Source organism: Polynucleobacter sp. MWH-UH23A (genome assembly GCF_040409805.1).
In the GTDB taxonomy this organism is placed as follows: domain Bacteria; phylum Pseudomonadota; class Gammaproteobacteria; order Burkholderiales; family Burkholderiaceae; genus Polynucleobacter.
Window position 1 is genome coordinate 204,928 of sequence record NZ_CP099572.1, and the last position, 25,918, is coordinate 230,845.

The window sequence follows — 25,918 nt, forward strand, 5'->3', positions numbered from 1 at the left end:
TGTTTTATTGGCCATAAATAAAAGAATTTAGGAGAAAGTTATGTTGAATTGGGAAGAGGAAGTAGCTCCAGCACTAGCGAAAGCTGGTCTCGCGCCACAACCGGTTGCGGCTGAACCGCAACGCCCGCAGCCAGACCAAGTGGCGATGGCGGCACCTCAAGCTGCTGCGCCTGCAGTAGCGCAAACACAAAGTGCGCCAGCGGCTGGCATGGAAACTCGTCGCGTTAATGTGGCTGACAAGCGCGTTATCAATGCGAAAACCGACGTTAATCAGCTTGTTCCATTTAAATATAAGTGGGCTTGGGAGAAATATTTAGCGGGTTGCGCTAATCACTGGATGCCACAAGAGATCAATATGAACCGCGATATCGCGCTTTGGAAAGATCCAAACGGCCTTACAGAAGACGAGCGTCGCATTATTAAGCGCAATCTTGGCTTCTTTACCACAGCAGATTCTTTGGCTGCAAACAATATTGTTTTGGGCACCTATCGCCAAATTACCGCTCCAGAATGCCGCCAATACTTATTGCGCCAGGCTTTCGAGGAGGCAATTCATACTCACGCTTATCAATATATTGTGGAATCTTTGGGTCTAGACCAAGGCGAAATCTTCAACGCATATCATGAAATTGAGTCGATTCGAGCTAAAGATGAGTTCCTGATTCCTTTTATTGATGTGCTCACCGACCCAACATTTAAGACTGGAACATTAGAAAACGATCAAAAATTACTTCGATCTTTGATTGTTTTTGCCTGCGTAATGGAAGGTTTGTTCTTTTATGTTGGTTTTACGCAAATACTTGCGATGGGTCGTCAAAACAAAATGACAGGTGCCGCGGAGCAGTATCAATACATCCTTCGTGATGAGTCAATGCACTGCAATTTTGGCATCGATTTAATTAACCAAATCAAGCTGGAGAACCCGCAGTTATGGACTTCCGCGTTCAAAGACGAGATTAAATCGATCTTCGAAAAAGCGGTTGAGTTGGAGTACCGTTATGCCGAAGATACGATGCCTCGAGGAGTACTCGGATTGAACGCTCCGATGTTCAAAGGTTACCTAAGATACATTTGTAATCGCAGATGTTTGCAAATAGGACTTGACGCGATGTTCCCAAATGAAGAGAATCCATTTCCATGGATGTCAGAAATGATTGATCTTAAGAAAGAAAGAAACTTTTTTGAGACACGCGTTATTGAGTATCAAACCGGTGGTGCGCTAAGTTGGGAGTAATAAGATAGTTTTAAAGCGCACAACTGGCTAAACAGGAGATTAGACGGTTGGTTAGTTTAAGAAGTAAGCAAAAACAGACTCAAATCCGAAAACCCTTGCTCAAGGGTGCTTGGGCTACTCTCCCCGTTTTTTCCAGCACATTTAAGAAGCCGTTGTCCTTCGGGGCCACGGCTTTTTTTCCAGGATTCATTAGCGTGCAGCACTTAGCTTCAAGCCGCGCGCCGATGAATGGCTCGCTCGTTCATCCTGAATGGTCGGGTCTTCTTAATGTAGTTTGTACTAATCCTCACGTGAAGGAGTAACACACATGGCAACAAAGAAAAAACCTGCTGCAAAGAAACCAGCTGCTAAGAAAAAAGTAGCTGCTAAAAAGCCAGCTGCTAAAAAAGTAGCTAAGAAGCGCCCAGCTGCTAAAAAAGCTGCTGCTAAAAAGCCAGCTGCTAAAAAAGTAGCTAAGAAGCGCCCAGCTGCTAAAAAAGCTGCTGCTAAAAAGCCAGCTGCTAAAAAAGCTGCTAAAAAGCGCGTAGCTAAAAAAGCTGCTGCTAAAAAGCCAGCTGCTAAAAAAGCTGCTAAAAAGCGCGTAGCAAAAAAAAAGTAAGTAAGCCTGCTGCGAAGAAAGCGGGCTCTGCTGTAAAAAAGCCCGCGGCTAAGAAAGCTGCACCAGCGACTAGTGCGTTGAATCCTGCCGCTGCTTGGCCCTTCCCAACTGGCACACGTCCGTAAGTTTCGACTTTAGACGGGTGTTATCAGAAGGGGTCTCTCACGAGACCCCTTTTTTATTGCCAGATATTTTGGTAGTTTTGGCAGTGTTAGAAATTAAATCCAAAAGCCAATTCGAATTGCTCAGCAATCTGGTCTTTGCTCGGTTGGTGATTTTGTGGCCCTTGATGGGTAATCTTGATTGAGCCCATGAGGCTGGCCAAGCGCCCAGTGGTTTCCCAATCCATATCATTTTCAAGGCCATGTAGCAGTCCGCCACGAAATGCGTCGCCACATCCAGTGGGGTCAACCACTTTTGCTGCGGGAACAGGCGGAATGGAAATACATTTGCCTTGCGTATAAATCTCCGCACCTTGAGCACCTTTGGTGACGATCAGTGCTTTTACACGCTCAGCAATTTTTGCTAAATCCAAACCAGTTTTTTTGGAGAGCATTTCGCCTTCATAGTCGTTTACCGCCAAATAGCTAGCAATCTCAACTAATTCGAGGAGTTCTGGCCCGTCAAACATTGGCAATCCTTGGCCTGGATCAAAGATGAATGGAATATTGGCATCCGCAAGTTGGTGACAGTGCTCCCACATTCCTTGCCTGCCATCTGGAGCAACAATTCCGAACTTTGCCGCAGCTTTGGCGTTCTTGCTGCGCTCAGCAACGACAGCTGCAACTTCATTGAGATGCGATTCGCTCATGGCACCGGGGTGAAATGCGGTAATTTGATTATTGGTTTGATCGGTCGTGATCAAGGCCTGCGCTGTAAAGGCATTTTCGATTTGGCGAATATGGCTGGCATCGATCTTCAGTTTCTTTAAATGATCCAGGTAAGGGTTTGCATCGCCGCCAACGGTTGCCATGATGATCGGATCGCCACCCAAAAGATGGAGGTTATAGGCAATATTGCCCGCGCAACCACCGAATTCTCGGCGCATAGTTGGGACCAAGAAGGCCACATTCAGGATATGAATTTGCTCTGGAAGGATTTGATCGGCAAATTTGCCTTCAAAGTTCATGATGGTGTCGTATGCGATAGAACCGCAGATCAGGCTAGACATAAATTGCTTTCTGTGTTGATTTTGAGTTTGATTGGGTGGGGAATGAAGTGTAAAAAGTTGCCAGGATAGGATCAGCGCGGGTATATGACATGCACTCGATAGCCCGCAGCATTCGCAGGTAGCACGATTGGCAACTCACACTGAATTATTTCGCCAGCAGGCGCACCATTTTTTAAAAAATCAGGGTGAGACTCTTGCCAAGAAAGTGGTAACCATTCTTTTGGAGTCAATTGAATCGATTTGATTTCAGATTCTTCTGCGTCAGTAAGAGAAATTTCTAAATTTGGGAATAAAACAGGAACTGCAATACGATTTTGTATTTCAACTTGCAAGATCGATTGATTTACAGCGGTTTTAAGGCCATCACGCGCGTTTTCGAGTGAAAGTGTTGCAGAGGTTATTTTCCATGCCGAAAAATCGCTTACAGGGCGATTAAAGCACCCTAGTGCACTACATAATTTTTGATCAATCAACTGCAAAAGCGAAAATGCGCGCACGGCAATGACATTTGATGAGCCATCGATACGCGGCGCCAGTGCTGGAATAAGTGTATTTCTGGAAAGATGCCCTCCAAAAATTAGCAAGACAAGTAAAAAAAGACTAAGCAGAGTCGGTTTTAGGTATTTCGACAGCTTAATACTTTTTTTTTGAGAAAAATTAGAGTCGCTGTTTGAAGACTTTGTTTGGCTGCCACCTAAGGTGCCATGTAAACATACCCATCCTTCACTCTCTTGCCATACTGAGAGTTTGAGCCACTGACTATAGGTGGCAATCACTTCATCGGCTTGTCGAGCTAGAACACCAGACAGCACAATTTGCCCACCCGGACGCATCTTATTAACCAATGCAGGTGCAAGAACCTGCAAAGGGTTAGCCAAAATATTAGCCATCACAATGTCGTATTTTTTTTCTGCGGCGAGCTCTGGGGCGTCTTCGGTTGGCAATACAAAACGGATCTCAGTCTTATTAATCTCCGCATTGCTGCGCGCGGCAACCATTGCTTGGGGGTCAATGTCGGTGCCGACTACAAGATTACAGCCAAGTTTTGCGGCAGCGATTGCCAAAATGCCTGATCCACAACCGTAATCCAACAAACTTTGGTTTGAGAGATTTTGATGTTCTTCTAGCCAAAGTAGGCATAAATGGGTAGTAGGATGACTGCCAGTACCAAACGCAAGTCCTGGATCAACTGCTAAGCAAATCGCGTTTGGATCATCGGGTGCATCATGCCAAGAAGGAACCACCCAAATTCGTTTTCCGATCTGAATGGGCGCAAATTGGCTTTGGGTTAAGCGAACCCAGTCTTGTTCTTCAACCGTTTTTTCTTGAGGTGGCGATAGTTTGAAACCAGCCTCCTTTAGCGAGGCAAGTAGCTGAGGAATAAATTCTGCGGAACCAGATGCATCGATTTCTGGATTAAAGAGGGCGGTAACGGATGATCTATCCCATGCTTGCACTTCAGGCGATAAGCCTGGCTCACCATAGAGCGGATTCTCATCGTAGCCACCCGCAGCATCATCCTCAACGGTGACCGATAGTGCACCCAGCTCGAGTAAAGCGTCTCCTAAAGGCTCAGCGGTTTCCGCCGCTACCGTGAATACCAACTCACGATAAGACATGTAAGGCTCTTATAACTCGCATGAATTGAGGTGCATTAAGACTTGCCGCGACTGGCAGCCTGTTCCTCTAAGCGATGCTCTAGGTAGTGAATGCTGGTGCCACCTTCCATGAAGTTGGGATCGAGCATGAGTTCGCGATGCAGCGGAACATTGGTCGTAATGCCATCAATCACCATTTCGGAGAGGGCAATTTGCATACGACGGATCGCCTGCTCGCGAGTATTGCCATAAGAAATGAGTTTGCCAATCATCGAATCGTAATTAGATGGGACCATGTAACCGCTATAGGCATGTGAATCTACACGAATACCGGGGCCGCCTGGCATGTGGAACGAACCAATTCGACCAGGGCTTGGGGTGAACTTGAAAGGATCCTCTGCGTTGAGTCGGCACTCAATGGCATGTCCACGGAACACAATGTCTTTCTGGCGATAGCTTAGCTTTAGGCCGGCTGCGATACGAATTTGCTCTTGCACGATATCGACGCCGGTAATCATCTCGGTTACTGGGTGCTCAACCTGAACACGGGTATTCATCTCAATGAAGAAGAACTCACCGTTTTCGTACAGGAATTCAAAAGTGCCAGCGCCGCGATAGCCAATCTTTCGGCAAGCATCCGCACAGCGCTCACCAATTTTGGCGATTAAGCGACGGTCAATGCCTGGTGCAGGCGCCTCTTCAATCACTTTTTGGTGACGACGTTGCATAGAGCAATCACGCTCGCCCAGCCAAATGGCATTTCCATGGGTGTCAGCTAGAACCTGAATTTCTACATGGCGAGGTTTTTCTAAAAACTTTTCCATATAGACTTCCGGATTACCAAATGCACGACCCGCTTCTTCACGAGTCATGTTGACAGCATTAATCAAGTGCGCTTCGGTATGAACCACACGCATTCCACGACCGCCACCACCACCAGCAGCTTTAATGATGACGGGGTAACCTACTTTTTTCGCAGCGGCGATAATTTCTTTTGGGTTGTCTGGTAATGCCCCTTCAGATCCTGGAACGCAAGGAACGCCAGCTTTAATCATGGCGCGCTTAGCGGAAACCTTATCGCCCATTAATCGAATGGAAGCTGCTGTAGGGCCAATAAAAGCAAAGCCAGATTTCTCAACACGTTCAGCAAAGTCTGCATTCTCTGAGAGGAAGCCGTACCCTGGATGGATTGCTTCAGCATCCGTTACTTCCGCTGCGGAAATAATGGCCGGCATATTGAGATAGCTTTGTGGCGATGGTGCTGGGCCGATACAGACGGCTTCATCGGCAAGTTTTACGTATTTCGCTTCTTTATCGGCAGTGGAGTACACCACAACAGTTTTGATTCCCAACTCGCGACATGCGCGTTGGATACGAAGAGCGATTTCTCCGCGATTGGCAATCAGAATCTTATCGAACATGTCGGCTCTGAGTTAAGTAAGGGTTTGGAAAAAGTCAGGCGCTCAAATACTTAAGCGATGACAAATAGGGGTTGATCAAACTCAACACCTTGGCCGTTTTCAACCAGAATTTCTTTGATTACGCCAGCTTTCTCAGATTCAATTTCATTGAGCAGTTTCATTGCCTCAATGATGCAAAGTGTTTGACCCACTTTGACCGTATCACCTACATTCACAAAGTTTGGCGATTCTGGATTTGGGGCGCGATAGAAAGTGCCAACCATTGGCGAACGAGCAACAAAGCCCTCTTCAGCGGCGGGTGTCTCTGCAGCAGGCGCTTGGGCTGTAGTAGCTGCCGCAACTGGAGCTGCAGTAATGGCTTGAACTGGAGCAGGGTTGGCATAGACAACTTGGCCTGTAGTAACTGAAGGGCCAGAATTTACGATGCGAACACGATCTTCACCTTCGTTTACTTCTAGTTCAGAAATACCTGATTCAGAAACGAGATCAATCAGGGTTTTGAGTTTTCTAAGATCCATGTGAGCTTGTCCTCTCTTGAAATTCTGTAAATAAGCTTATTTTTGTAAACGGGCGATTGCAGCCTGTAATGCAAGTTCATAACCAATAGCGCCAAGTCCACATATCACTCCCGTTGCAATGTCTGATAAATAGGAATGTTTGCGAAATTCTTCGCGTTGATGAATATTGGATAAATGGACTTCGGTAAATGGAATGGCAACACCCGCCAAAACATCACGCAGAGCTACGCTGGTATGCGTAAAGGCACCAGGATTAATGATGATGAAATCAACCCCGTCTTGTTTCGCCTTTTGAATACGATCGATGAGTTCGCCTTCGTGATTGCTTTGATAGGTGCTCAGCTCGACGGATTGAGATTTTGCAAGCTCTCCCAGTCTTTGGTGAATATCTTCCAGGGTAGTTTTGCCGTAAACCTCTGGTTCACGAGTGCCCAATAGATTGAGATTTGGGCCTTGTATGACGAGAATTGAAGCTTTTTTAGACATAAATCCCTGTTTTTAGAGACAGTTAGGTATCAATTGTTTAATTTAGCTTAATTTAACTATTAAGCCGCCTAGACTGCTATTGCTTTTTTTTTTGCTTCAGCTGCTATGGGTGAAAGTATACCCTCAGAAATATCTGAAAAGTCTAAAGCTGGAGACTGAAAATGAAATTTTCACTACTTTTAAGAGCAAATAATGAAAATTAGCCTAAAAATTGCTTATTAATTCAGCAATTGATAATCGGTAGAATCAAAAGAAAATGGGTTAAATGATCTCATAATGCGCCATTAATAGCTTTTTTGAGCTCATCTTCACTTATTTTTCCTAATTTTGTAAAAGTCGATTTTCCGCTTGGGCTAATGATGACGGTATAAGGTAGTGCCCCTTGGGGGTTGCCCATTTGCTTTGCTAAATTGCTGCCCTCTAATCCGCCAATGACGATCGGGTAAGAAACAGGGGTTTTTTGTAGAAATTCGCGTACGTTAGATGGTGAATCAATGCCGATACCGACAAATAGAACATTTTTTGAAGCATATTCTTTCGAAACTTGATCCAAAGTTGGCATTTCTTCTACGCATGGAGGGCACCAGGATGCCCAAAAGTTAACCACTAAGACCTTGCCTTGCCATTTTTCCGTATTAACTGGTTTTCCATCTGGACTTTGCCAAGGATTAGCAAAAAATGCCTTAATCGATGGCTCACTGGCTAGGCCAGATTGAGAGATCCAATGCGAGGTAAAGATGCCAGTCAGAAGTGCCAGTAGGCTGACGCCAGCAATCACAATCCATTGTCTTCGGTTCATCTCAAGTCCTTCGCTAAAATTCATTAATGCATATACATATTTTGGGCATTTGCGGTACTTTCATGGGCGGCATTGCCGCAATTGCCAGACAAGCTGGACATCGCGTAACGGGTTGCGACGCCAACGTGTATCCCCCAATGAGTACACAACTAGAATCTCAAGGCATCGAACTAATTGAGGGTTTCTCACCAGATCAATTATTGCAGTTTGAGACGATGCCGGATTTATTTGTAATCGGTAATGTGGTTTCTCGTGGCAATCCTTTGATGGAGGCCATTTTGAACCAAGGACTTCCGTATATTTCCGGCCCGCAATGGTTGGGTGAGCAAGTTCTGTATGGCAGACATGTTTTAGCCGTAGCGGGAACGCATGGCAAAACCACTACTTCCGCAATGCTGACATGGATATTGGAATTCAATGGATATAAGCCAGGTTATTTAATCGGTGGCGTTCCTTTGAATTTCACGGTCTCTGCGCGTTTGGGCGAAAGCAAATATTTTGTCATCGAGGCGGATGAATATGACACTGCATTTTTTGATAAGCGCAGTAAGTTTGTTCATTACAGACCACGCACTGCTTTATTAAATAATTTGGAATTCGATCACGCTGATATTTTTGCTGATTTAGCTGCAATTGAAACCCAATTTCACCATTTGGTGCGCACTGTTCCGAGCGACGGATTGTTGGTCGTCAATGGCGAAGAGCCGGCATTAGAGCGCGTTATTGCAAGGGGCGCATGGGCGCCAGTAGAGCGCTTTGGGCAGGATGCTGCTAATGAATGGTCTCTGATTTCGCAGGCAGCCGATGGTTTTATCGTTCACAAGGCAGGCAAGGATGTTGCAACTGTGACGTGGGCGCCAGACTCTGGTGTGATGGGCAGACATAATCAATTAAACGCCCTAGCGGCGATTGCAGCTGCGAATCATATTGGAATTTCGCCTGGGGATTCTGCACGCGCTTTGGCAGAATTTAAGAACGTAAAACGCCGGCTAGAGACAATTGGCGTTGCTAATGACATCACTGTGTATGACGATTTTGCACATCATCCGACTGCCATAACAACAACGGTTGATGGTTTGCGTCGTCGTGTAGGTCAATCTCGTATCTTGGCTGTTCTTGAGCCCCGCTCCAACACCATGAAGCTGGGCACCATGAAAGCCCAACTACCGGATAGCCTGCGGCAGGCCGACAAAGTATTTGCTTATGGCGCCAGTAGCGGTAAAGAGTCTTTAGGTTGGGATCTAGCTGAGGTTTTGGCACCCCTAAATACTAAAGAGCGCACTAAAGCACTTGCTTTTGATAATCTGGATTCTCTGGTGCTTGCTCTTGCAAAAGAGGCTAAGCCAGGCGATCACATTTTAGTAATGAGTAATGGTGGGTTTGGTGGCGTACACCAAAAAATATTAAAGGCAATTGCAAGCTAATCTAGCTTGTGGCCACTAAAGATACTGAAAGTACATTCATGGGCGATCGATTAAAAGGTAAGGTAGCAATTGTTACTGGGGCTGCTAAAGGTATTGGTTTTGCAACTGCCCAGCGTTTTGCGCAAGAGGGCGCAATTGTGATCGTTGCTGATGTAAATCCAGAGGCTGTCAAAAGCGCTGCTGCGCAAATTCCCAATAGCGAAGCACATGTCATGAATGTGACTGATCGTGCCAGCATTCAGGGGGTTGTAGATCAAGTGATGCAACAACATGGTCGCATTGATATTTTGATTAATAACGCAGGTATTACTCAAGATGCACGCCTGATTAAGATGACCGAAGCTCAATTTGATGCGGTGATTGATGTGAATTTAAAAGGAGTCTTCAATTGCACGCAATTAATTGCTCCGCACATGCTGGAGGCAGGCTCAGGTGCGATTGTGAACGCCTCAAGCGTTGTCGGCTTGTATGGCAACTTTGGCCAAACTAATTACTCGGCTACAAAATTTGGCGTGATTGGATTTACCAAGACCTGGGCGCGTGAGCTTGGCCCTAAAGGTATTCGCGTAAATGCAGTATGCCCTGGATTTATTGCTACCGAAATGGTGAAGGCAATGCCCGAAAATATTCTGAAGGATATCGAAAAGCGCAGCTGGCTTGGACGTTTGGGCACCCCAGAAGAGATGGCGAATGTGTATTTGTTCTTGGCTAGTGATGAGGCTAGCTATGTCAATGGCGTGGCATTAGAAGCTAGCGGCGGAATTTCGCTTTAAGCATGAATCTCTTATATGAAGAGGGTGGCGATATCAAAATTGCCACAGTGCAGTCCGCAACAGGGACTGGTGATGCAGAGTCTTGGCAGGCTACTAGCTTATCTGGCAAAAAAATCAAACTCAAGGCTAAAGAGGTTTGGTTGCGCTTTGAAAAGCCTGAAGCTCAGGCGGTGATGGACGAGGCGCTCACCCTATCAACAGAAATTGATTTGCAATTGCTCTGGGATTGCGCTCCTGATGAAGAGTTTGGTTTGGTGGATGTTGCTCATGAGTACTTTGGGAATCAAGCGTCCATTCCGCAACAAGTTTCGTTGGCAATTGCCTTGCAAGGTGCGCCAGTATTCTTTCGTCGCAAAGGGCGAGGACGCTTTCAGAGGGCGCCTTTAGAGCAGTTGCAGGCTGGTTTAGCGGCGCTCGAGCGTAAGCAAAAAGAATTAGAGCAACAGTCCCTCTGGCAACAAGACTTAGTGGCTGGAGTGTTCCCTGAGGACTTAAAGGCTTCTGCCAAGCAACTTCTCTTTTCTCCGGATAAAAATAGTCCTGCTTATAAAGCCTTAAATACAGCCTGCGCAGAGACTGGTGAATCGCCTGCTCAGTTGATGATTCGCTGTGGTGCGATTGATTCTCCTCTCGCATACCACCAAGGCATGTTCTTAAAGGCTCACTTTCCAAATGGCTCTGCTCATAATCCCAATCTGGAGGTTGATCAAGATACTTATGATGCTGCGATTGCAGAGCTTCCTTTGGCAGAAGTTCGAGCATTCTCAATTGACGATTCTGGCACCACGGAAATTGATGATGCGCTTTCTGTAACGGATTTACCGGAAGGTGGTCACCGTATTGGAATTCATATTGCAGCCCCTGGTTTGGTGCTAGCGAGAGACGATGCCTTAGATGAAGTGGCTCGTAGCCGGATGTCTACGGTTTACTTCCCGGGTGACAAAATCACAATGTTGCCGGATGCGGTGATTCAGAAATTTTCTTTGGATGAAGGGGCTGCAAGACCTGCTTTATCAGTCTACGTAGATATTAATGCTGAAGGCTTGGTAAACCGAGAGACCATTCAAATGCGTGCGGAAATGGTTCCAATTACCGCCAATTTGCGCCTTGAAAATATCGAAGACTTGGTAAGCGATGAGACTTTGTCTGATACCGATACTGAATACCCTTTCAAAAAAGAATTAGGTATTTTGTGGCGAGCCGCAAAACATTTACATGCTGGGCGTCAAGAAAAAAGAGTCGCCAATGGATTGCGTGCAGAACAACTAGGTTTTGTAGACTCAAATGCTTTAGCAAGAGATTTTCATTTTCAGATCAAAAATAATGATGGAGTTGAGCGGGTAGAGATTGTCCCGCGTAAGCGTGGTTCCATTCTGGATACGATTGTTGCCGAGTGGATGATCTTTTGTAACAGCGCATCAGGTCAATTGCTCGCTGACCATGGCTTACCCGGTTTGTTTAGAACGCAAAAAGGCTGGGGTCCAATGCGCACTCGCATGCAAACGACCCCTGGACCTCATGAAGGCTTGGGTTTGGACTACTACGCCTGGTCCACTTCCCCCTTGCGTCGTTACTCTGATTTGGTTAATCAATGGCAATTACTCGCATTGGTAAAACACGGTGTTACCGCAAAAATGGTTGCTCCTTTCCCCCCGCGAGATGCGGTATTAATGGGAATCGCCGCGGATTTTGAATCTTCTTATCAAGCCTATGGTGAGTACCAAGATCGCTTGGAGAAATATTGGTGCTTGCGTTGGATGACGCAAGATGAGAGTTCAAAAGCCGTTCATATACGGCATCTAAAAGAGGGCATGTCGAGAGTTGAGCCAATACCATTGCACTTGCCAGTTCCAGAGCTGGCAAGTCATCCACGCATGACTCGAGCCTACGTAATGGTGTCCGATATAGATCTTTTGCAATTAAGTGCAGCTGTTAGAGTTTTGGAGATTGAGTCGACGCAGTCAGATAATCAAGCTGCTGAGGGCCAAGAAGTATTGCCATCTGGAGGGGCGGGAGAAGATGCGAACCTGGATTAGGCCAATCCAATTCCCTCGCTTTGAAAAAGTGGAGCGCTTGATTTCTTATTTTCAAGAAGCCTGGAGAAAGCATCCTTTTCGCTTGGCGTTGCTTGTTTCTATAGCTATCCATGTCATCTTTTTGTCGTTTCGTTGGGGTATTGGCGAGATTCAGAATCGTCGCCTGAATACTCCCCTAAGTGTAGTTCTTGTGAATGCCAGTAATAAAACGCCCCCTAAGCAGGCAAATAAATTAGCCCAGGCTGATTTACAAGGCGGCGGAAACTCTGAGACGCAAGATGCCTCAGCCTTACATCGTGCTAGATTGGGAGCCGAAGCCAGGCTTGAAGTTCTCGAGAAACAACAAAAGCAAATGTTGGCCAAGCTCGATGAGCAGCGTGCTCGCTCTGGTGGTCGAAAAAGTGGCGATGATCAAAAGGTAACTCAACAGCTCAATTCATTAGAGGCTGAATTGGCTAAACGACTTCAACAAGATGGTCGTCAACCCCGTCGCAAAGTGTTAACGGGCGCCAATACAAAAGCAGTAACTTTTGCCCATTACTTTGATGCTATGCGTCAGAAAATAGAGGCTTATGGCAGTACGTTTTTCCCAAGAGCTAATGGACGGCCTTTGTATGGGAGCTTGATCATTGTGGTGAGCGTGGATGCTCAAGGCCGTATTACCAATAATGCCCAGGGAAAAGAGGGGCTTTCAATTGGACGTAGCTCTGGCAATCCAGAGCTAGATCGTCAGGCACTTGCAATTGTTAGGGCTTCAGCGCCATTTGGACCCTTCCCCGCGGAAATGCGAAATCAAATCGATGTGCTGGATTGGATCTCGACTTTTGACTTTACTCGAGAGGGAAACGATCATTTGGAATTACGAAACTAATTCGCTTATTCTGTAAGCCTTATGACTTCAAATGCCAATCTCGATCTGCATACAGACCCCAGCCTTTTTCCTGGCAAGGACGTGTATGCAGTTGCAGGAAACCCTATTTCGCATAGTAAGTCACCCACAATTCATCAATCGTTTGCTGAGCAGGCTCAGCAAACCATGCACTATGGTCGTTTACAGCCAGAATTAGGCGGTTTTGCAAAAACAGCAAAGTCATTCTTTGCTGCTGGTGGTAAAGGAATGAATGTCACCGTTCCTTTTAAGTTGGATGCGCAGGCATTTGCAGATCAATTAACAGATCGTGCTCGCTTGGCGGGTGCAGTAAATACGCTGTGGATTCAGGATGGGAAAATTTATGGTGACAATACTGATGGCGCAGGCCTGGTAAGAGATTTATTGGCACAAGGAATTGATATTCATGCTGCACGTATTTTGTTATTGGGTGCAGGTGGTGCATCACGTGGCGTCATCGGACCCCTATTGGAGCGCTCACCTAAATGCTTAGTGATTGCCAATCGCTCTGCAACTAAGGCGGATGAGCTGGTGAAATTATTTGCTGACCTAGCCGCAAGAAATGAGGTTTCGCTAGAGTCTCGTACCCTAGCCGATCTAGAGGGTGCTCAAAAAACACCCCATCCTTTTGATTTGGTGATTAATGCAACAGCCGCAGGATTAACAGACCAGTCACCTTTGAGTGAAGCGGCAGTAATGCAGGTTTTTAAACCGGGATCATTTGCTTATGACATGGTGTATGGCAAGACCACAGCCTTTATGAAACAAGCTTTACAAGGTGGTGCTCGCATCAGTGATGGTTTGGGGATGTTGGTAGAACAGGCGGCAGATGCATTCTTGCTGTGGCGTGGTGCAGAGCTTGCTACAAAGATCAATTCGCGTGCAGTTTTAGCTAAATTACGTAGCTCAGAAGCAAGCGGCTAATAACAGTCCACAAACAAGCAAACACTTATTTTTTCAATGCGCTGGATTTTCTATCCGTTGAAATGTCTGCTGGCAGGCTTTGTTGCCATGCAGCTTTATTTCGTAATTCAAATTGGTTTATGGACTAGTTTAGATCCCAGTAGTACAGCATTTCAGAGAGCCGAACGTTGGCGTTTATGTTCATGGCATTTCACATGTGACATTCAATCTCAATGGATACCTTATGACAAGATTTCCAATAATCTCAAGCGAGCAGTCTTGGTGAGTGAGGATGACATCTTCTTTCAGCACAAAGGAGTGCGTGTTGAAGATATGCAAAAGGCTTGGGAGAGAAATCAACAGCAAAGTCAGGCCCGATCGCAGTCTGGTGGAAAGACCAAGCTCGCCTTAAGGGGTGGCTCAACAATTACACAACAGTTAGCAAAAAACCTATTTTTATCTTCAGAGCAAAATTATTTCCGCAAGACCCAAGAGCTCATCATCACTGGCCTTCTGGAATTGATACTTCCAAAGCAAAGGCTCTTCGAGATTTATTTAAATTCCGTGGAGTGGGGTGAAGGCATTTTTGGCATTGGCGCTGCTGCCCAGCATTACTACTCAACAACTCCCGCTAGGTTGGATTTAGACCAAGCTGCCGCTTTGGCTTCTGCTTTGCCTGCCCCCAAATGTTTTGATAAACAACAGTATTGCTACAGGGGAAGCATTAACTACTCCGCTCGCCAAGAATTTATTCTAGAAAATATGGGGCGCGTTGCGCTAGCCCCAATCCCTGCGCCTAAAAATACTAAACGTTAAGTAATATTCACTCAGTAATATTTGCAGTATCTAGCTTGCTGCTCTTAGCGCATCACGGGTGCTAATGGCAACCGCTCTTGCCGCCTGAGCAAAATCATTTCCAGAGCTAGCATACAAAATCGCCCTAGAGGAATTAATGATCATGCCTGTCCCGGGTTTGCCTGCGATAGCACCTGCTTTAACGGTTGCTTCAATATCTCCGCCTTGAGCACCAATGCCTGGAATTAAAAGAGGCATGTCACCCACGATGGCGCGTACTTTTGCGATCTCTTCAGGAAAGGTTGCGCCAACAACCAAGCCAATTTGTCCGCTGCTGTTCCATTGGGTGGCAGCTAGTTTGGCAACATGAAGATAGAGGGGGTCACCACTTGGAGCAACATTCAAAAACTGTAAATCAGATCCACCGGGGTTAGATGTGCGGCACAGCACGATGACACCTTTGCCAGTTTGTTTGAGGTAGGGCTCGATCGTATCGAAACCCATATAAGGATTAACCGTAATGGCATCGGCGCTATAGCGCTCGAATGCTTCTAGTGCGTAATGGTCGGCTGTGCTGCCAATATCACCACGCTTGGAATCCAAAATTACCGGAATGTGGGGATATTTATCTTTGAGGTGACGAATAAGCTTTTCGAGCTGAGCCTCAGCCCTTTGGGATGCAAAGTAAGCAAATTGGGGCTTAAAGGAGCAAACAAGGTCTGCTGTGGCATCCGCAATCTCACGACAAAATTGGAAGATGCCTTCTGGCTTCCCTTGTAGGGAGTGGGGCAGACGCTTGGGATCAGGGTCAAAACCAATACACAGCATGCTGCCTTGGGAAGCCCATGCGGACTGGAGTTGCTGGGTAAAGGTGTTTGAGCGAGAGTTCATTCGATTTGGCTTATTTTAATGAAACGGTCATGTTCTATAGGATAAACTAGCGCACATTCCTTAGGAGTTCACCATGATCAACTTGTTCGTCCTGCAAAATGGCCGCCTCTCTCAAGAGCAAGTAGAAGATCGCAATGAATTATTGCAGTATGCCAATCCTATTTGGATTGACGTGGTCGACCCAGAAGAGGAAGAGCTCATTTGGATTAAAGAGGCTTTTGGCGTACTTTTGCCAGAGCTAGATGATTTAGGAGACTTGGAAGCCTCTGCTCGTTACTTTGAGGCAGATGATGGTCACCTACATATTCGAACTGATTTCTTATTGGATGAAGAAGAGACTTCTCGCAACGTGCGAGTTGCGTTTGTGCTGACTAAGCAAGTTTTGTTCTCCATTCATGATGAAGATTTACCGGTTTTCCGCTTGGTACGTTTACGTGCTCGTTTGCGTCCTGGATCGGTGAGCAATGCAAAAGATGTGCTACTTGATCTATATTCAACCGACGCTGAATATTCCGCTGATGCTCTAGAAGAAGTTTATGAAAATCTCGAATTAGCAGGCAAACGGGTTTTGCAAGATGACATCAATGATGCGGATGCTGAACAGGTTCTGGAGACAATTGCTAAGGAAGAGGATACCAATGGACGTATTCGTCGCAATGTCATGGATACCCGCAGAGCCTTATCTTTCCTAATGCGCAGCAAGTTGCTCTCTGATGAGCAGCAAGAAGAAGCACGTCAGATTTTGCGTGATATCGATTCATTAGAAAACCATACTGCTTTCCTATTCGACAAGATTAACTTCTTGATGGATGCGACTGTGGGTTTCATTAATTTGAACCAATCTAAGATCATCAAGATCTTCTCGGTGGTATCAGTAGCCTTAATGCCACCAACTTTATTGGCCAGTATTTGGGGTATGAACTACAAACATATGCCTGAGTTAGATGCTACTTGGGGTTACCCAATGGCAATTATTGCGATGATCGTTTCTGCGATTATTCCATTGTGGTACTTCTATCACAAAGGGTGGATGAAGTAATTTCACTAAGCTTTTTGTGGTGCTAATTCTCGAGAAGTTTTGCTAATTCACTGAGTGCGTAATCGCACGCTTGTTGCCGCACGAGTTGCCGATCCCCATCAAAATGCATCGTTTTGGTGATGATTCGGTTATCGCCAGAATTGCTCCGAATCGCCCATCCAAAGCAGACCATGCCAACAGGCTTTGTTTGAGATCCACCACTTGGGCCAGCAATTCCAGTAATTGATAGGGCAGCATTGACTCCAGCTTTGACCTGAGCACCCTCAGCCATGGCCTTGGCAACCTCCTCGCTAACAGCTCCAAAGGCTTCAATCAGCTGGCTAGAAACATCCAAACACTCTGATTTAGCTTCGTTGCTGTAGGTGATGTAGCCGCGCTCAAACCAATCGCTAGAGCCGGCAATTTCGGTCAAACTGGCGCAAACCAATCCACCAGTACAAGACTCAGCCGCAGCCATTTTCCAATTCTTTGATTTCAGAATTTCTGCGAGAGTGCTAACGATGTCTACGGTATTCATGATGAGATTTAAGTCAAGGACATTGCGATTATCTGAATTAGTGCAATTACCAAGAGTGTGGACAATGCCGCTGCAAGATCATCAATCATGATGCCAAAACCTTGCCACCATATTTGTAATGGAGTTAATGGCGTATCCATATCTTCTTTGTTTTTAAAATGTCGATCAATCCAGCCTATTGGACCTGGTTTGACTGCATCAAAAAATCTGAACAATGCAAAAGCCAAAATTTGAATCCAAAGATTGCTTGGCATGATAAGTCCCAGAATGACCCAGAACGCAATCATCTCATCCCAAACAATACCGCCAAAATCTTGCTTTCCCAATGCCTCACTAACGGATCCACAGATCCAGCAACCCCAAATAAATCCAACTCCCAGAGCCCATAAGAGTGCAGGTGTACCAGACAAAGGAAAAATAAAGTCGACAATTAAATAGATGGCCCAAGCCCATAGGGTGCCAGCTGTGCCTGAGGCTACAGGGCTAAGACCGCTTCCAAATCCAAAAGCAAGAACCCTATTCACGCTTCCTAACATCCACTTGTAATTTGGCTTTATGGTTAGCTCTTGTGAAGCAGTGTTATTCACGAAGTTGTTCATGCTGCAAAGTGATCAAAGGATTTGAGAAGTTGCGCTGCTTCAGTATCAGAAAGAATTTTTCCATCCGCATTCAAAATATGAACTTGTGATGAATGATTTTTTTTCTGAGTGATTCGACCTATACAGGTTAGCGACAAATTGAGTGTCTTACTTATTTCTGAAACGGCTTGATGTTGATTTTTGGGGGCCGTGAAGCAAAGCTCGTAATCATCTCCCCCGCAAGCAGCAAATTGATTTTGAATTTGAATACTTTGTTTTTTTAGAGTATCCGATTTTGGTAGACGATCTATGAATATTTCTGCATCTACTTGTGATTGGCGCAAGATATGTTTTAGGTCTCCAAGTAGGCCATCCGATAAATCCAGAGCTGCATTAGCAATATCTCTTAATCTCAGGCCTAATTCAATTCTGGGGGTGGGCTGATGCATCCGATGTTCAATGACCTTCAACTCATCTTTGCTTAAGGAGATTTCATGACGCAGTGCAGCAAGAGTGAGTCTTGCATCTCCCACTGTTCCTGAAACCCAAACTTCATCATCTACTTTTGACCCTGACCTACGAATGGCTTTTCCATGGGGCACGCTACCAAAAGCAGTAATAGAAATGGTGAGTGGACCTGCGGTAGTGTCCCCGCCTATTAGCGGGCAACCAAACCGATTGGCAATGGAAAATAAACCCTCAGAAAAAGTCTCTAACCATTGCTCGTCCATATTGGGCAAAGCGATTGAGAGGGTAAAGCCAAGGGGTTTAGCACCCATTGCCGCAAGGTCTGAAAGGTTGACCGCTAGGGCTTTACGGCCCAGTTGTTCAGCGTTAGCACCCCTTAAGAAGTGTCGACCTTCAACGAGCATATCGCTGGTGATGGTAATTTCTTCACCTGATGGTGGGTTGATGAGTGCGCAATCATCCCCGATGCCTAAGTTGATCGCAGGATTAGGAGATTGCGCAAGAGATGGCGTTTTGAAAAAACGCTCAATCAGGTCAAATTCACCCAAAGGCTTGGAGGAAGAGTGCATGTCCTATTTTATGGCTCTTGGGACTAGAGTGCTCGAGAGGAATAGAATTGATGATCTATTTAGCATTTCAAGATAAAAGTAAAACAAACTAGTGAGTTCGTTGATGAGTAAAGATAACAGTAAAGAACAACAAATTGCAGCTTTGAGACAGGCTGCCCTTCAGTATCACGAGTCTCCAGTTCCTGGAAAGATTGAGATTGCACCTACTAAGCAACTCACAAATCAACGCGATCTGGCTTTGGCTTACACGCCAGGTGTTGCCGCTCCTTGTGAAGAGATCGTCAAGAATCCTGCAAACGCATTTAAGTACACCGCCAAAGGCAATCTTGTTGGCGTAATTACAAACGGTACTGCTGTGCTTGGATTGGGAAATATTGGCCCACTAGCTAGTAAGCCGGTGATGGAAGGTAAAGCAGTCCTCTTTAAGAAATTTGCAGGCATTGATGTTTTCGATATTGAAGTCAATGAAAACGATCCTGACAAACTCGTTGAGATTATTGCCGCACTTGAGCCAACATTTGGTGGCATCAATTTAGAAGATATTAAAGCACCAGATTGTTTTGTGGTTGAGCGTAAGCTACAAGCGCGCATGAAGATTCCCGTCTTTCATGATGATCAACATGGAACTGCAATCGTTGTAGCTGCGGCGATCCTCAATGGTTTGAAGGTGGTTGGTAAAGATGTTGGCAATGTGAAGTTAGTTACTTCTGGTGCTGGCGCCGCGGCCTTAGCTTGCTTGGATTTATTGGTTGACTTGGGTATCCCACGTAAAAATATTTGGGTAACTGACCTTGCAGGTGTTGCCTATAAAGGTCGTAAAGAATTAATGGATCCAGAGAAGGAGCCGTTCTGCCAAGAGACCGATTTACGCACTTTGGATGATGTGATTGCAGGTGCAGATATCTTCTTGGGTCTATCGGCTGGCGGTGTCTTAAAACAAGAGATGGTGAAAAAGATGGCAGATAAGCCACTCATCTACGCTCTTGCAAATCCAACCCCAGAAATTCTTCCGGAAGAGGTGAGAGCAGTTCGTCCTGATGCAGTGATGGCAACAGGACGCACTGATTATCCAAATCAGGTGAATAACGTTTTGTGTTTCCCATTTATTTTCCGTGGCGCATTAGACGTGGGCGCAACCACGATTACACGCGGTATGGAAGTTGCCGCAGTAAAAGCTGTAGCAGAGTTAGCTCAAGCTGAGCAAAGCGAAGTGGTGGCATCGGTATACGGTATTGAGAATTTATCGTTTGGTCCAGAGTATCTAATTCCAAAACCATTTGATCCACGTTTGATTACAGTCATCGCACCTGCAGTTGCTAAAGCGGCAATGGATGATGGTGTGGCTTCTCGTCCTATTAAAGACTTTGATGCGTACCGCAATCAATTACAGCAATTTGTGTACCACTCCGGTACTTTGATGAAGCCCCTCTTTAGTATTGCTAAGCGCGTACCTGCCAATCGGAAGCGCATCGTCTTTGCCGAGGGTGAAGATGAGCGCGTATTACGCGCGGTGCAAATCATTATTGATGAGCATTTGGCAACCCCAATTTTGATTGGTCGTCCAGCGGTTATTGAGCATCGAATTGAGAAGTTCGGCTTGCGTATGAAATCTGGTGATGATTTTGAGATTGTTAATCCGGAGAATGACGCTCGTTACCGTGATTTCTGGCAGACCTATCTTGGCCTAACTGAGCGCAAAGGCGTTACCGAATCTTTTGCGAAGTTAGAGATGCGTCGTCGTAATAGTTTGATTGGATCTGTCATGATCAGCAAAGGCATGGCTGATGGCATGATTTGTGGCACGGTCGGCAACTCTGCAACGCATTTGAAGTATGTTGATGAGGTCGTTGGTCGTGAGCCTGGTGCAAAGGTCTATGGTGCAATGTCAGGCTTAATCTTGCCTGGTCGCCAAGTATTTTTGGTTGATACCCATATCAACATCGACCCCAGCGCTGAAGAGTTGACCGAGTTGACTTTGATGGCAGCAAGCGAAATGCGCAAATTGGGACTAGTACCTAAAGTTGCGTTGCTATCCCACTCCAATTTTGGATCTAGTAATGCGCCATCGGCAGTCAAAATGCGCGAAGTACTGGCATTGATTCAAAAAGCAGATCCTACTCTTGAAATTGATGGTGAAATGCATGGCGATAGCGCTTTGGATGAAACCATTCGCGCTGGCGCGGTCACCTCATCCCCATTGAAAGGCGATGCTAACCTGCTGGTACTGCCAAATATTGACGCAGCCAACATTTCTTACAACTTGTTAAAAACTGCGGCTGGTAATGGCATCGCAATTGGACCGTTGCTCTTGGGTGTTGCTAAACCAATTCACATTCTGACTCCGGCAGCTACCGTTCGTCGTATCGTTAATGTCACCACTTTGGCGGTTGTGGAGGCTGCAAGTAACGCTAGGGGCATCTCCTAAGTTCTTATAATTTATGTAAGTTATCACTAACTTACATAAATTAATTACATATAAATCAAATACTTATAAATAAGTTGTCGTATTTGGGCTTGATTTGATGGCGTGTTAAGGGTAACCTAGCACCCATCATGAATAATCGCTCTGAAAACACCAATACAGCCAGCTTCGAAGAACATAGCCGCGCTGAAAGTTGGGATAGCAACGATCGACTTGAGTCTGAATCGTCTGCTGCCAATATTTATGCCGAGGGCGGCTTATCTCGTTTACAAACCTATGCAGCAAATCAAGTTTCGGGGAAAAAAGTGACAGCTTCTTGGCGTGCCGCTTTGGCCGTTCGCGATGCCGGACCGCCTGCTATGTTGCGCAGTGTGCGCACTAACATCGTGCAATCGATTCGCGCATTCCGTACACCTGATTTGCAAGAAGCTGCTACTGAGCTCGGTCAACATTTTATTTATGCCAATTGCGCAAATGCAATGACCAAGGGTGAAGTGCTAGAGGCAATCGCGATTGCTTATACCTTTACCAAACAGCAGGCTAAAAATTTCGATCCGCTGTTAGACGCATTGACAACGACTACTGACAAAGCAGGTCAACAACCTGGATTTGTGGTGGTGCTTGAAGGTTTGCCTTGCACACAAAAATTCGACAAAGAAGCTCGCGAAACTTTATTAGATGTGTTCCGTGATGCCGTGGATTATTGGGCTGAGCGTCGCACACCGTATCGCGTGTTCTACTCTTTCGCTTAAAAGATTATTACCGTCAAAGCCTTGAAACGCCTCACTTGAGGCGTTTTTGCATTTCTGGGTTCCACACACTGTGCACTGCCGTAATAGCTACTACGCCTGCCGTCTCCGTGCGTAGCACTCGCTCTCCAAGGGATACTATTTGATAGCCTGCAGCTTGAGCTCGCGATTCTTCCTCGGGTGAGTGACCTCCCTCTGGGCCGATCATGAGAACGATATCTTGAGGTTCTGTTTCCATTAGAACTGAGTACAAACTTTGAGATGCATCGGGACTAAGAAGAAGCTTTAACTTAGGTTTGGATTCCTTCAAATACTCATCAAAAGTTTGAATAGGCTCGAGTGTTGCAAGAACCGTTCTATCGCATTGCTCGCATGCTGCCTGAATAATCCCTTTCCAGTGAGTAAGTCGTTTTTGGGCCCGATCTTGATCGCTTGGTCGAGTTAGCTTGAGGATTGATCGCTCGCACTGTAAGGGGGCAATTGCTTGCGCACCAGTTTCAATAGCTTTTTCGACAATCCAGTCCATTTTGTCGCCACCAGCAAGACCTTGCGCCAAGGTAATGGCATAAGGCGTTTCACGGTGAGTGTCAGTGCGGATTTCGCTTAATTGGGCTGTGCCACTTTTCCCGCTCAGGGATAGGAGTTTGGCTTTGGCAACTTGGCCTTTTCCATCAAAAATCGGGAAGGTTTCTCCAAGTTCAATTCGTCTGACACGTAAATGATGGGCTACCTCTGGGGTGAGGGAGGTTGGCTTTTCGGAATCCCATGGTCCGGGAAGATAAAATTGAGGCATTACTGAAATATAGCCAATTTATTTTCCCAGAGACCATTTTTACGATGTCAAATCTTCAAATTCGCATGGCCAATGCCATTCGCGCCCTATCCATGGATGCAGTTCAGCAGGCAAATTCAGGTCACCCTGGTATGCCAATGGGTATGGCAGATATTGCTGTTGGTCTATGGAATGAGCATTTAAAGCACAACCCTACAGATCCTCATTGGATCGATCGTGATCGCTTTGTGTTGTCTAACGGTCACGGCTCGATGTTGTTGTACTCCTTATTACATCTCTCTGGTTATGACTTACCAATTGAAGAATTAAAAAATTTCCGTCAATTGCATAGCAAAACACCAGGTCATCCAGAGTATGGAATTACTCCCGGAGTTGAAACAACTACAGGTCCATTAGGTCAGGGCATTTCTAATGCAGTTGGTATGGCCTTGGCAGAGAAATTACTTGCTGAAGAATTTAATCGCCCCGGTCACAACATCATTGATCACTACACCTATGTCTTCTTAGGTGATGGTTGTTTGATGGAGGGTATTAGTCATGAGGTTTGCTCATTGGCGGGTACTCTGAAGTTAAACAAGTTGATTGCGCTTTGGGATGACAACGGTATTTCCATCGATGGAAAAGTAGTCTCTTGGTTTAATGAAGACACGCCTAAACGCTTTGAAGCCTATGGCTGGAACGTGATTCGTGATATTGATGGTCATAATGCGGAAGCCGTTTCCAAGGCGATTGCAAAAGCGAAGAAGAGCGATAAACCGACTCTTATTTGCTGTAAGACCGCGATCGGCCAAGGCTCACCAAATATGGCTGGCACCGATAAGGTCCATGGCTCACCACTAGGTGCCACTGAAATTGCAGCAACACGTGTTGCCTTGAATTGGCCGTATGCCCCATTTGAAGTGCCTAAAGATATTTATGCTGCTTGGGATTTCAAAAAACGTGGTCAAGCACTTGAGCATGAGTGGAACAAAGACTTCCAAAAATACAAAACTAAATTTCCTGAACTTGCCGCAGAATTACAGCGTCGCATGCAAGGGGATTTATCCAAAGATTTTGCGCCAACCCTCAACAAATATTTGAAGGCATGCCAAGCAAAAGCGGAAACCGTTGCAACACGTAAAGCAAGTCAAAATGCAATTGAAGCATTAGCTCCCGCATTACCTGAGTTTATGGGCGGCTCTGCAGATTTAACAGGCTCGAATTTAACCAATTGGTCAGCATGTAAGGCAGTTCGTGGTGATAAATGGGGTAACCATATTAATTACGGTGTGCGTGAGTTTGGTATGAGTGCCATCATGAATGGTATTGCGCTTCACGGCGGATACATTCCGTTTGGCGGTACCTTCCTAACGTTCTCAGACTACAGTCGCAATGCCATCCGTATGGCTGCTTTGATGAAACTGCGTAGTATCTTTGTCTTCACGCATGACTCAATTGGATTGGGTGAAGATGGACCTACCCACCAGTCTGTAGAGCATGTAGCTAGTCTCCGTTTGATCCCAAATTTGATGGTCTGGCGCCCTTGCGACACCACCGAGAGTGCAGTAGCTTGGGGTGCAGCAATCGAACGCAAGAACGGCCCAAGTGCCCTGATTTTTAGCCGTCAAAATTGCCCGTTTGTTTCACGCTCTGCAGCGCAAATCAAAGATATCGCACGTGGCGGCTACGTATTGCGTGATCCACAATCTGGAAAAATTGATGCAGTGATTATTGCAACTGGCTCTGAAATTGCTTTGGCACTGCAGACTGCAGAACGTTTAGAAAAAGAAAGTAATGGAAAGATCGGTCTTCGTGTTGTTTCAATGCCTTCCACCACAGTCTTTGATCAACAAAACGCAACATACAAATCATCAGTCTTGCTACCCAATATTCCTCGCATTGCTATTGAGGCGGGTGTCAGTGATTTTTGGTGGAAGTATGGCTGTGCAGCAGTACATGGGGTGGACACCTTTGGTGAGTCTGCACCTGCAGGTCAGTTGTATGAATATTTTGGCTTAACAGTAGATCAAATTGCAAAGACTGTGCAGCAGTGCATCAATAAGAAGTGATTTGAAAATACTAACTACGAATGAATTCAATATTAGCTAGGGGAAATCAATGACAATTCGTGTCGCAATTAATGGTTATGGACGTATCGGTCGCATGGTATTGCGTGCCTTGTATGAAGATCAAGTAAACGGCAAGCCACGTCGTGATATCAAAGTCGTTGCTATTAATGCGATGGGTGATATCGCCATCAATGCCCATTTGACTCAATATGATTCAGCGCACGGGCGCTTCCCGGCTGAGGTTTCAGTGGATGGTGATCACATGGTAGTAAATGGTGATCGCATCAAAATGTTTTGCACTCGCAATCCTGCAGAAACTCCATGGGGCGAGTTGGGCGTTGATTTAGTTTTGGAGTGCACTGGCAAGTTCACTTCAAAAGAAAAAGCCATGATTCATATTCAGCAGGGCGCTAAGAAAGTCTTGATTTCTGCGCCTGGTGAAAAAGATGTGGATGCGACCATTGTGTACGGCGTCAATCAAAATGTATTAAAGCCAAGTGATGTTGTTGTATCAAACGCAAGCTGCACTACAAACTGTTTGGCTCCATTGGTAAAGCCATTGCTAGAAAAAATTGGCATTGAATCTGGTTTGATGACAACCATTCATGCCTTTACAAATGATCAAGTATTAACGGATGTGTATCACAAGGATATGCGCCGTGCACGTTCTGCTGTAAGCAGCATGATTCCAACTAAAACTGGTGCAGCAAAAGCCGTAGGTTTAGTATTGCCAGCATTGGCAGGGCGTTTTGATGGTTTTGCAATGCGCGTTCCAGTGATTAACGTTTCTGTAGTCGATCTCACATTTGCTGCAAGTCGCGCAACCAGTGTTGATGAAGTAAACGCTATTTTGAAAGCTGCTAGTGAGGGTGAGCTCAAGGGTATCTTGGGCTTTAATACCTTGCCTTTGGTTTCGATCGACTTTAACCATGACCCTCGTCCAAGTATTTATGATGCTTCCCAAACTCGCGTTTCTGCGGATGGCAAGCTAGTTAAGGTATTGGCTTGGTATGACAACGAATGGGGTTACTCAGTGCAAATGCTCAATGCAGCAGAAGCATTAATGGCAGTTAAGTAATTAAAAGCATCTAATTAACGTTTACTGCATCTAAAAGTCGTTAAAAAACAAAAAAGACCTCAAATTGAGGTCTTTTTTGTTGTCTGAGAAGTTAAAAATGAGCCAAAAGTCTTTAAAAATA

The 25,918-nt window shown here is 45.6% G+C and carries 24 protein-coding genes and 1 pseudogene; 13 read left to right on the forward strand and 12 right to left on the reverse strand.

All coding sequences use genetic code 11. The features are described 5' to 3' along the window. Positions 1-40 precede the first annotated feature (40 nt). Both NHB35_RS01110 and NHB35_RS01115 read left to right on the forward strand, forming a co-directional pair. On the forward strand, positions 41-1,234 hold the full coding sequence (locus tag NHB35_RS01110; protein WP_353432531.1) for a ribonucleotide-diphosphate reductase subunit beta: 1,194 nt from the start codon (positions 41-43) through the stop codon (positions 1,232-1,234). Between the two features lie 307 nt (positions 1,235-1,541). After that, positions 1,542-1,832: a hypothetical protein gene (locus tag NHB35_RS01115; RefSeq protein WP_353432532.1), complete on the forward strand. Its 291-nt coding sequence runs from the start codon at positions 1,542-1,544 to the stop codon at positions 1,830-1,832. A gap of 211 nt (positions 1,833-2,043) precedes the next feature. Here NHB35_RS01115 and NHB35_RS01120 read toward each other — a convergent pair whose 3' ends face one another. The 7 genes and pseudogenes from NHB35_RS01120 to NHB35_RS01150 form a co-directional block, all read right to left on the reverse strand. Beyond that, positions 2,044-3,003 carry a carbohydrate kinase family protein gene (locus NHB35_RS01120; RefSeq protein WP_353432533.1) on the reverse strand — a complete coding sequence of 320 codons (960 nt, stop codon included), beginning with the start codon at positions 3,001-3,003 and terminating at the stop codon, positions 2,044-2,046. A gap of 71 nt (positions 3,004-3,074) precedes the next feature. Further along, positions 3,075-3,641, reverse strand: a complete 567-nt coding sequence (locus tag NHB35_RS01125) for a DUF3426 domain-containing protein (protein WP_353433361.1) — start codon at positions 3,639-3,641, stop codon at positions 3,075-3,077. A gap of 60 nt (positions 3,642-3,701) precedes the next feature. Next, positions 3,702-4,622: pseudogene (prmA, locus tag NHB35_RS01130) on the reverse strand (50S ribosomal protein L11 methyltransferase); the annotation flags it as partial. A 35-nt stretch (positions 4,623-4,657) separates the two neighbouring features. Continuing rightward, positions 4,658-6,022: an acetyl-CoA carboxylase biotin carboxylase subunit gene (gene accC / locus NHB35_RS01135; RefSeq protein ID WP_173954987.1), complete on the reverse strand. Its 1,365-nt coding sequence runs from the start codon at positions 6,020-6,022 to the stop codon at positions 4,658-4,660. Positions 6,023-6,072: 50 nt separating this feature from the next. Beyond that, the gene (gene accB, locus NHB35_RS01140; protein ID WP_353432534.1) at positions 6,073-6,540 is read right to left on the reverse strand and encodes an acetyl-CoA carboxylase biotin carboxyl carrier protein; all 468 of its coding nucleotides are present in this window, start codon (positions 6,538-6,540) and stop codon (positions 6,073-6,075) included. Between the two features lie 36 nt (positions 6,541-6,576). Continuing rightward, positions 6,577-7,026 (reverse strand): type II 3-dehydroquinate dehydratase, encoded by a 450-nt coding sequence (gene aroQ / locus NHB35_RS01145; protein ID WP_353432535.1) that lies wholly within the window; start codon positions 7,024-7,026, stop codon positions 6,577-6,579. Positions 7,027-7,297: 271 nt separating this feature from the next. Beyond that, a complete protein-coding gene (locus tag NHB35_RS01150; RefSeq protein ID WP_353432536.1) occupies positions 7,298-7,825 on the reverse strand; it encodes a TlpA disulfide reductase family protein in 528 nt (175 codons plus the stop codon). A gap of 26 nt (positions 7,826-7,851) precedes the next feature. Here NHB35_RS01150 and mpl point away from each other — a divergent pair, with 26 nt between their 5' ends. The 6 genes from mpl to mtgA are packed head-to-tail and all read left to right on the forward strand — an operon-like array spanning position 7,852 to position 14,666. After that, complete coding sequence (gene mpl / locus NHB35_RS01155; RefSeq protein ID WP_353432537.1) at positions 7,852-9,249, forward strand: UDP-N-acetylmuramate:L-alanyl-gamma-D-glutamyl-meso-diaminopimelate ligase; 1,398 nt, start codon at positions 7,852-7,854, stop codon at positions 9,247-9,249. Positions 9,250-9,287: 38 nt separating this feature from the next. Continuing rightward, a complete protein-coding gene (gene fabG / locus NHB35_RS01160) occupies positions 9,288-10,022 on the forward strand; it encodes a 3-oxoacyl-ACP reductase FabG (protein ID WP_353433362.1) in 735 nt (244 codons plus the stop codon). Positions 10,023-10,024: 2 nt separating this feature from the next. Next, positions 10,025-12,058 carry an RNB domain-containing ribonuclease gene (locus NHB35_RS01165; RefSeq protein ID WP_353432538.1) on the forward strand — a complete coding sequence of 678 codons (2,034 nt, stop codon included), beginning with the start codon at positions 10,025-10,027 and terminating at the stop codon, positions 12,056-12,058. After that, positions 12,042-12,929, forward strand: a complete 888-nt coding sequence (locus tag NHB35_RS01170) for a TonB family protein (RefSeq protein WP_353432539.1) — start codon at positions 12,042-12,044, stop codon at positions 12,927-12,929. Before NHB35_RS01165 ends, NHB35_RS01170 begins: the two co-directional genes overlap by 17 nt. 21 nt (positions 12,930-12,950) lie before the next feature. Next, on the forward strand, positions 12,951-13,871 hold the full coding sequence (gene aroE, locus NHB35_RS01175) for a shikimate dehydrogenase (protein ID WP_353432540.1): 921 nt from the start codon (positions 12,951-12,953) through the stop codon (positions 13,869-13,871). A 36-nt stretch (positions 13,872-13,907) separates the two neighbouring features. Further along, positions 13,908-14,666 carry a monofunctional biosynthetic peptidoglycan transglycosylase gene (gene mtgA, locus NHB35_RS01180; protein ID WP_353432541.1) on the forward strand — a complete coding sequence of 253 codons (759 nt, stop codon included), beginning with the start codon at positions 13,908-13,910 and terminating at the stop codon, positions 14,664-14,666. Positions 14,667-14,696: 30 nt separating this feature from the next. Here mtgA and pyrF read toward each other — a convergent pair whose 3' ends face one another. Then, on the reverse strand, positions 14,697-15,536 hold the full coding sequence (pyrF, locus tag NHB35_RS01185; protein ID WP_353432542.1) for an orotidine-5'-phosphate decarboxylase: 840 nt from the start codon (positions 15,534-15,536) through the stop codon (positions 14,697-14,699). Between the two features lie 73 nt (positions 15,537-15,609). Here pyrF and corA point away from each other — a divergent pair, with 73 nt between their 5' ends. Then, positions 15,610-16,575 carry a magnesium/cobalt transporter CorA gene (corA, locus tag NHB35_RS01190; protein WP_353432543.1) on the forward strand — a complete coding sequence of 322 codons (966 nt, stop codon included), beginning with the start codon at positions 15,610-15,612 and terminating at the stop codon, positions 16,573-16,575. Positions 16,576-16,597: 22 nt separating this feature from the next. Here the strand turns inward: corA and NHB35_RS01195 are convergent, their stop codons facing one another. From NHB35_RS01195 to thiL, 3 genes are read right to left on the reverse strand one after another with little or no spacing between them, the layout of a single operon-like run. Then, on the reverse strand, positions 16,598-17,092 hold the full coding sequence (locus NHB35_RS01195; protein WP_353432544.1) for a CinA family protein: 495 nt from the start codon (positions 17,090-17,092) through the stop codon (positions 16,598-16,600). Positions 17,093-17,100: 8 nt separating this feature from the next. Beyond that, complete coding sequence (locus tag NHB35_RS01200; protein ID WP_353432545.1) at positions 17,101-17,691, reverse strand: phosphatidylglycerophosphatase A; 591 nt, start codon at positions 17,689-17,691, stop codon at positions 17,101-17,103. Beyond that, a complete protein-coding gene (gene thiL / locus NHB35_RS01205) occupies positions 17,688-18,707 on the reverse strand; it encodes a thiamine-phosphate kinase (RefSeq protein ID WP_353432546.1) in 1,020 nt (339 codons plus the stop codon). The genes NHB35_RS01200 and thiL overlap by 4 nt, the downstream gene beginning before the upstream one ends. Before the next feature lie 103 nt (positions 18,708-18,810). Here thiL and NHB35_RS01210 point away from each other — a divergent pair, with 103 nt between their 5' ends. Together NHB35_RS01210 and NHB35_RS01215 are read left to right on the forward strand one after the other, a co-directional pair. Beyond that, positions 18,811-21,132, forward strand: a complete 2,322-nt coding sequence (locus tag NHB35_RS01210) for an NADP-dependent malic enzyme (RefSeq protein WP_353432548.1) — start codon at positions 18,811-18,813, stop codon at positions 21,130-21,132. A 128-nt stretch (positions 21,133-21,260) separates the two neighbouring features. Further along, positions 21,261-21,881, forward strand: coding sequence for a barstar family protein (locus tag NHB35_RS01215; protein WP_353432550.1), 621 nt, complete (start codon positions 21,261-21,263; stop codon positions 21,879-21,881). Positions 21,882-21,912: 31 nt separating this feature from the next. Here the strand turns inward: NHB35_RS01215 and NHB35_RS01220 are convergent, their stop codons facing one another. After that, positions 21,913-22,671: a 16S rRNA (uracil(1498)-N(3))-methyltransferase gene (locus NHB35_RS01220; RefSeq protein WP_353432551.1), complete on the reverse strand. Its 759-nt coding sequence runs from the start codon at positions 22,669-22,671 to the stop codon at positions 21,913-21,915. Between the two features lie 44 nt (positions 22,672-22,715). Between NHB35_RS01220 and tkt the strand changes: the two genes are divergently transcribed. Both tkt and gap read left to right on the forward strand, forming a co-directional pair. Then, positions 22,716-24,719: a transketolase gene (tkt, locus tag NHB35_RS01225; protein WP_353432553.1), complete on the forward strand. Its 2,004-nt coding sequence runs from the start codon at positions 22,716-22,718 to the stop codon at positions 24,717-24,719. Between the two features lie 49 nt (positions 24,720-24,768). Further along, a complete protein-coding gene (gap, locus tag NHB35_RS01230; protein ID WP_353432555.1) occupies positions 24,769-25,797 on the forward strand; it encodes a type I glyceraldehyde-3-phosphate dehydrogenase in 1,029 nt (342 codons plus the stop codon). Positions 25,798-25,918 lie beyond the last annotated feature (121 nt).